Genomic DNA, 7970 nt, shown 5'->3' with positions numbered 1-7970 from the left:
ACCGGGGCTGTCCTTCACCAAAGTGACGCTGATGGACAGCACCCCTCCCTCCCAGGTCCAGGAGCAGTTCTATCAGGCACGCAAGAAGATTGGTGATGAAACGCCCAACCTACCCAGCGGCGTCATCGGCCCCATGGTCAACGATGAATATTCGGATGTGACCTTCGCGCTCTATGAGCTCAAGTCCCGCGATGAAGCGCAGCGGGTTCTGGTCCGAGATGCCGAGAAACTGCGTCAACGAATGCTTCAGGTGCCGGGCGTCAAGAAGATCAACATCATCGGCGAACAGCCCGAGCGCATCTTCGTCGAGTTCTCCCATGAGCGCCTGGCAACGCTCGGTATCGGCACGGCGCAGATTTTCGAAGCGCTCGATGGCCAGAACGCCTTGACGCCGGCCGGATCGGTCGAGACCGACGGTCCGCAGGTCGTGGTTCGCATCGATGGCAGGCTCGACTCACTGGAAGCGATTCGGGATACGCCCATCGTGGCGCAGGGGCGTACGCTCAAGCTCTCCGATATCGCGACCGTCAGGCGCGGTCAGGAAGATCCATCAACCTTCATGGTGCGCAACGACGGTGAGCCGGCGCTGCTGCTGGGCGTGATCATGCGCGAAGGATGGAACGGGCTGGATCTCGGCAAGGCGCTGGAGCAGGAGGTTGGCGCGATCAATGACGAGCTGCCGCTGGGCGTCAGCCTGAGCAAGGTCTCCGATCAGGCGGTGATCATCGATGCCGCCGTCGGCGAGTTCATGATGAAGTTCTTCGCGGCCCTGCTGGTGGTGATGCTGGTGAGCTTCGTCAGCATGGGATGGCGTGCCGGTATCGTCGTCGCGGCCGCCGTGCCGCTGACGCTCGCGTTGGTGTTCGTCGTCATGGAGGCGACCGGCAAGAACTTCGATCGCATCACGCTGGGTTCATTGATTCTGGCGCTGGGGCTTCTGGTCGATGATGCCATCATCGCCATCGAGATGATGGTGGTGAAGATGGAAGAGGGCTGCAAGCGCGCCGCCGCCGCGGCCTACGCCTGGAGTCATACCGCCGCACCGATGCTGTCGGGAACGCTGGTCACCGCGATTGGCTTCATGCCCAACGGTTTCGCCCAATCTGCCGCGGGCGAGTACACCAGCAACATGTTCTGGATCGTCGGTATCGCCTTGATCGCGTCCTGGATCGTGGCGGTGGTGTTCACGCCCTATCTCGGCGTCAAGCTCTTGCCGGAGATCGAAACGCACGACAACGGCCAGGCATCGATCTACGACACGCCACGCTACCATCTTTTTCGCCGCGCGCTGGCCTGGGTCATCTTGCGAAAATGGTGGGTTGGCGGTGCGGTGGTGATGTCGTTCGTCGTCGCCGTCATGGGTATGGGCATGGTCAAGAAGCAGTTCTTCCCGATATCCGACCGTCCCGAAGTCCTGGTCGAGGTCCAGATGCCCTATGGCACCTCGATCGAGCGAACCAGCGACGCCACGGCCAAGGTCGAGGCGTGGCTGGGAAAACAAGCAGAGGCCAGAATCGTCACCGCCTATATCGGTCAAGGCGCACCTCGTTTCTATTTCGCCATGGGTCAGGAATTGCCGGATCCTTCCTATGCCAAACTGGTCGTACTGACGGCAGATGAGCAAGCCCGCGATAACTTGCAACAGCGGCTGCGGCGCGCCATCGCCGATGGGCTCGCGCCCGAGGCCAGAGTCCGGGTGACGCACTTGGTCTTTGGCCCCTACTCGCCGTTCCCCGTCGCCTATCGTATCTCTGGCCCCGACCCCGCCATGCTGCGCGATCTTGCGCGACGGGTGGAAAACATCATGGTCAGGAGTCCGATGAGTCGTACGGAGAACACCGATTGGGGCGAGCACGTACCGACGCTGCATCTCGAGCTGAACCAGGACCGGCTGCGCGCGATGGGGCTCTCGTCGCGCTCGGCAGCCCAGCAGCTTCAGTTCCTGCTGAGTGGAGTCTCGATGACCGAGGTACGTGAAGATATTCGCACCGTGCAGGTCATCGGCCGCGCTGCGGGCGATGTGCGGCTCGACCCGGCGAAAGTGGCCGATCTGACCCTCATCGGCGAGCAGGGTCAGCGTATTCCGCTGTCACAGGTCGGCGACATCGAGATCCGCATGGAGGATCCGATACTGCGGCGCCGCGATCGCATCCCGACCATTACCGTGGGGAGCGACGTCGCCCCTGGGCTGCAGCCGCCGGATGTCTCGACGGCCATCACCGCCGAGCTTCAGCCGCTCATCGACGCGCTGCCACCCGGTTATCGAATCGAAGCAGGTGGCTCGATCGAGGAGTCGGGCAAGGCCACACAGGCGATGCTGCCGCTGTTTCCCATCATGGTAGCGCTGACCCTGTTGGTCATCATCCTGCAGGTGCGCTCGATCTCTGCGATGATCATGGTCTTTCTGACCAGCCCCCTTGGACTGATCGGTGTCGTGCCGACGCTGCTGCTGTTCAATCAACCGTTCGGCATCAACGCGCTGGTCGGCCTGATCGCACTTTCCGGCATTTTGATGCGCAATACGCTGATTCTCATCGGGCAGATCAGTCAGAACCGCAAGGAGGGGCTGGCGCCGTTCGATACCGTGATCGAGGCGACGGTTCAGCGCTCCCGCCCCGTACTGCTGACGGCGCTGGCGGCAGTGCTGGCGTTCATCCCGCTCACGTTCTCGGTGTTCTGGGGAACCCTCGCCTACACGCTGATTGGCGGGACGATCGCCGGCACGGTCCTGACCCTGCTGTTTTTACCTGCCATGTATGCAATCTGGTACCGAATCGTGCCGGAACCGCGCACGGAGGGGGCATCGTAGCGCCGAGGGACCATCAGATCGCGATGGACGAGTTGGAGATGATGATCCTCGATCGGTTTCGGAAACTGCTGGCGCATTAACGCCAGCCGCCGCCGATGACGGGCATCGCACTCCCCTGATTGAACGATCAACCGCGAGGCCCAGGGCGTGTGGTGGACGACACCAGGCGCCATCGCCGATTACGCCAGCCGGCGCTCTTAGCCCGTAGCTCGTGGCTCGTGGCTCGTGGCTCGTGGCTCGTGGCTCGTGGCTCAAAGCACCATCGCGGCGATCCAGCCGAACACCAGCAGCGGCACGTTGTAGTGCAGAAAGGTCGGTACCACGCTGTCCCAGATATGGTCGTGCTGGCCGTCGGCATTGAGCCCGGCGGTGGGGCCCAGCGTGGAATCCGAGGCCGGCGAGCCGGCGTCCCCCAGCGCGGCCGCCGTTCCCACCAGCGCGGTGGTGGCCAACGGCGAGAAGCCGAAGCTCAGCGCCAGCGGCACGTAGAGCGAGGCGATGATCGGAATGGTCGAGAACGATGAACCGATGCCCATGGTGATGAACAGGCCGACCAACAGCATGATCAGTGCGGCCAGCCCCTTGTGGTCGCCGATCATCGCCGCCGAACTCGTCACCAGGCTCTCCACCGAGCCGGTCGCCTGCATCACCCCGGCGAATCCAGCGGCCGCGATCATGATGAAGCCGACCTGCGCCATCATCCGCATGCCTTCGGTAAAGACGTCATCCTGTGCACGCCAGCGAAACACCCCGCTGACCGACAGCAGCGCAAAGCCGAACAGTCCGCCCAGCACCATCGAATCCGTCAACAGCTGAACGACCACCGTGCCGACCAGTGATGCCGCCAGCACGATCTTCTGCCAGCCACGGAGGCCGGCGTCTTCATCGAGCTTTGTCGCGGGCTGCTCGTCGTCCTGCTGCCCCACCAACGCCCGGGCGTCGTAATGTCGCCGACGGCGATAGCTGAAAAACACCGCCACCAGCAGCCCCAGCGCCATGCCGCCGATCGGCATGGCCATGGCCAGCGGCACCTGGGCCGCCTCGACCTGAAGGCCGAGCTGGGCGCCGCTGCTGTTGAGGTTGTTGAGCAGAATGTCGTTGAGAAAGATGGCCCCGAACCCCACCGGCAGCAGCATGTAAGGGGCGGTGATGCCGAAGGTGATCACGCAGGCCACGGCGCGACGATCGAGCTCGAGCCGGTTCATCAGCGTCAGCAGCGGCGGCACCAGGATCGGGATGAAGGCGATATGCACCGGGATCAGGTTCTGCGAGCTGATCGCCGCCAGCAGCAGGCAACCCAAAAGCGCCAGTACCACGCGACGCGGGCGAGCGCCGGCACCCTCGAGATGGAATCGCTGGACGGCGCGTCGCGCCAGTCCCTGGGTGATACCCGAGCGCGAAAGCGCTACCGCGAAAGCTCCCAGCACCGCATAGGAGATCGCCACCGTCGCCCCGTTGCCCAGGCCGCCGTTGAAGGCCTCCAGAATGGCATCGAGCGGCATGCCCGCATAAAGCCCGCCCGCGATGGCGGCAACGATCAGCGCGAAAACGACCGATACCCGCGCCAGACTCAACGTGACCATGATCAGAATGGCCAGCACCACAGCATTCATGCATCGCCTCTTTTCGAAACGTGAACGGTATCCATCGAACGCTGCCGACGGACGAAGCCGACGATGATATCGACCCAGTCACCGAACGCCAGGAAAATCCGAGCAGTGCGGCGCACCCTCGCCTTCCAGGCCGGCCGGGAGACGAGCCTGCGGGTTACCCGACTCACCGCCGGTTACCAAACGCTCCAATATCGGTAAACCCGCTGACAAAAAACCTCATTCATTTTCGACCCGGGCCCCTTAAGCTCGATTGACGATAACGACCGGCGCAGGAAGCGTCGGCGGGGATGGCTCACCGGCGGAACGTCGGGAGGCTCCGGGGTGATTGAAGGGGCTGATTCAGCAACTTCAGGAACGGCGACATGCACAATGCGGATCGTGCCGGCTTCGCCATCTTCTGCGTGGCGATTGCCTTCATGGCTTTCATCGGGGGCGCCTTCGTCATTCTGACGAAATCGTTCCCCTATACCTATCTCGAAGATGCCCACAAGGCGGCGGTTGCCGTCATCGCGCAGCAGTCCGACAACGATCTCTATACCGATACCGACCTGTGGCGCGACGCCCGTCGGGACGACAGGGGCACCACCATCGAGGATCCGGCCAGGGCCTACGAGGGCCTGACCCTCTACACCTCGGGGGACGGCACCTACGCCAACCTGGTCGACATGCACGGAGAGATCGTTCACCGCTGGGAACTGCCCTACAGCGATGTCTGGGAAACCAGCCCGACCGGCCGCGATCCCCGCCCCGACGAGCGCATGTACTGGCGCAAGGCCAAACTCCTGCCCAATGGCGATCTGGTCGCCATGTACATCGCCGACAACGACACCCCGTGGGGATACGGCATCGGCAAACTCGATCCCGATTCACGGGTCATCTGGAAGTATCACGCCAGTACGCATCATGACCTGGATATCACCCCGGACGGCGATGTGATCACGCTGACCCACGAGTTCACCCAACGCGAGGTGCCCGAGTTCCAGGCGCTCTCCTACCCGTGGCTCGACGATTACCTGGTCAGGCTGGATGGGGAGACGGGGGAGGAGATCAGCAAGGTGTCGCTGGGCGACGCCTTCATCGACTCCCCTTTCGCCGGCCTCTTCTACTCGGTGCCGAGCTTCGCCACGGAAGATCCGCTCCACACCAACAGCGTTCAGTATCTGGACGACGAACTGACCCGGCATTTCGCGCCGGCCGACGGCCGCAGCGGCCAGATCATGCTGTCGTTCCGGCACCCCGGGGCCGTGGCGCTGGTCGATCCGGACTCGGGGGAGATGACCTGGGCCATGCAGGGCCCATGGCTGGGCCAGCATTCGGCCCGTGTCCAGCCCAACGGCCACTTCACGCTGTTCGACAACCTGGGCAATTTCGAGCGGGGCAACCGTACCCGCATCCTGGAAGTGAACCCGAACGACGATGCGATTGTCGCAAGCTATAGCGGCAATGATGAACATCCCTTCGACAGCGGCCTGCGCGGTGCCGCGCAGACGCTGCCCAACGGCAACCGGCTGATCACCGAATCCGATGGCGGCCGGCTGTTCGAGACGACTCCACAGGGGGAGATCGCCTGGGAGTTCATCAATCCCGCTCGCGGAGGCGACAAGGAGCAGTACGTCCCCGTGGTCTCATCGGGCCAGCGCATCGCCATTGCAAACCTCGACGCGGATTTCCGCGCCGATCTCGACACCACTGGGAGGTGATCGTCATGACGCGTTTGACCAAGCGATACGACAAGTTCCTGCTGACGGGCGTACTGGCCGTCGGCGCCATCCTGCCGCTCACGGCCGAGGCCTATGTCGGCCCGGGCGCCGGCCTGAGCCTTCTCACGGCCCTGTGGGGCATCATCGCCGCCGTCGGCATGGCGCTGTTCTTCGTCATCATGTGGCCGATCCGTCGCATGCGCCGCCGCCGCAAGGCCGAAGCCGCCGCGGCTGCGGCCTCGGCGGGCGACTCATCCACGGCCCAGGCCCGCATCGCTCAGGATCCCGAGTCGCCGCCGTCCACTACCCGCGTCGAACACGCGCAGCGCGAGACGCCGCAAACCGACCAGCGCTCGTGAATTCGGGGTGACGGGCCGGGGAAGTCCCGGCTCGTCCCGATCATCGATCGCGACGCGAGCAACCCCTCGCCATGAAACGCCACCACTCTCTTCGGCGCCGGACAACGCGCCGAGGACGGGCTCGTGTCAGGAGGACACATGGGTTTACTGAATCTGCCTGATCCGATCTTCGGCGCCATCGATGGCGGGATGCAGCCGTTTCTGCCGGCCACCGTGCGCTTGATCGTATGGGCGACGATCGCCGGTATCGGCACACTGTTCCTGTATCGACTGGTATCGCCGCAAGGCAGAATCGGCAGCGCCAAACGCGAGGCCCGTGCCGCACGCAAGCAACTCAACGAGTTCGACGGTGAGTTCAGCGACGCCGGTCCCTTGATCCGCAACCAGTTCCTCACCGCCTTCAAGCATCTCGGGCTGGTGTTCCTGCCCACGCTCGTCTCGATCCTGCCGCTGCTGGCGCTACTGACCTGGCTGGAGAGCTACTACGCCCACGCGCTGCCGGCGGCAGGCGACACACCGACCGTGCAGGTCACGCCGGACACCTACGACGCGCAGTGGGTGCAGCAGGACGACGCCCCCCACGTGATCGTCAGCGACAGCGATAGCGAATTGGCCAACGTCGCCATCACGGCGCCGATCCCGGTGATCGAGCAACGCCAGTGGTGGGACTGGCTGGCCGCCAACCCATTGGGCTATCTGCCCGCGGAGAGCGGCGTGGCGCGGATCGCCTTCGACCTGCCGGAACCCGAGTATCTCCCGTTCGGGCCGGGCTGGATGCGCCACTGGCTGGCAGTCTTCTTTCCAATCATGACGATCGTCTCTCTCATCACCTATCGCTGGGCGAAAATCGAATGAGCCACTTTGATTCCGACGATTCGACGCCCCGTTCTGCCGGGGCAGGCAACGCCAACAACGACACGGCCGCCAGCGGGGAGATCAGCGATCCGGGCTTCGTGGTCCCCGGCTGGATGCACTGGCTGGGTGGCTGGATCCACCGCAAACCCGGCACCTGGATCCGGCTTGGCAATCTGGAGACCCGAGCGGTCCGGGACGCGATCGCCGACAGGCGGGTCGACCGCCCCGTCTACGTCGCCGGCCTGGCCCGCTCGGGGACGACGATCCTGCTCGAGCACCTCGCCTCCCACCCCGACGTCGCGACCCACCGCTACGTCGACTTCCCTCCCCTGCTGACGCCCTACTGGTGGAATCGCTGGCTGGAGAAGGTGCCCCTGACGCAGAAAAAGGAGCAAGAGCAGGCCCAGGAGCGCGCTCACAAGGATGGCATCGAGGTGACCTCGCAGAGCCCGGAGGCGTTCGAGGAGATGCTGTGGATGGCCTTCTTCCCCGACATCCACGACCCGGATCACAGCTCGGTGAAAGGCCGCGATGCCGAGCATCCCGCCTTCGAGCGCTTCTACGACGAACACGTGCGGAAACTGCTCGCCGTGCGCGACCGCCGGCGCTACGTCGCCAAGGGCAACTACAACCT

At 64.1% G+C, this 7970-nt stretch carries 6 protein-coding genes; 5 read left to right on the top strand and 1 reads right to left on the bottom strand.

Features of this window, described 5'->3' with window-relative positions:
* Positions 1-2809: efflux RND transporter permease subunit (locus tag AC3AYF_RS15460; protein ID WP_487779955.1), on the top strand; the 2809-nt coding region annotated here is incomplete at its 5' end.
* 251 nt (positions 2810-3060) lie between these two features.
* Here the strand turns inward: AC3AYF_RS15460 and AC3AYF_RS15455 are convergent.
* Entirely contained in the window at positions 3061-4422 is a 1362-nt protein-coding gene (locus tag AC3AYF_RS15455; protein ID WP_295040335.1) for a Na+/H+ antiporter family protein, read from the bottom strand.
* Between the two features lie 362 nt (positions 4423-4784).
* Between AC3AYF_RS15455 and AC3AYF_RS15450 the strand changes: the two genes are divergently transcribed.
* The 4 genes from AC3AYF_RS15450 to AC3AYF_RS15435 form a co-directional block, all read left to right on the top strand.
* Positions 4785-6122 (top strand): arylsulfotransferase family protein, encoded by a 1338-nt coding sequence (locus tag AC3AYF_RS15450; RefSeq protein ID WP_487779954.1) that lies wholly within the window; start codon positions 4785-4787, stop codon positions 6120-6122.
* Between the two features lie 5 nt (positions 6123-6127).
* Complete coding sequence (locus tag AC3AYF_RS15445; RefSeq protein ID WP_295040339.1) at positions 6128-6481, top strand: hypothetical protein; 354 nt, start codon at positions 6128-6130, stop codon at positions 6479-6481.
* 138 nt (positions 6482-6619) lie between these two features.
* Positions 6620-7336 carry a hypothetical protein gene (locus tag AC3AYF_RS15440; protein WP_295040341.1) on the top strand — a complete coding sequence of 239 codons (717 nt, stop codon included), beginning with the start codon at positions 6620-6622 and terminating at the stop codon, positions 7334-7336.
* Positions 7333-7970: hypothetical protein (locus tag AC3AYF_RS15435; RefSeq protein WP_487779953.1), on the top strand; the 638-nt coding region annotated here is incomplete at its 3' end. The genes AC3AYF_RS15440 and AC3AYF_RS15435, both read left to right, overlap by 4 nt.

The sequence above is a fragment of the Salinicola sp. genome (genome assembly GCF_982684285.1).
This window is presented reverse-complemented; position numbering and strand designations above follow the sequence as displayed.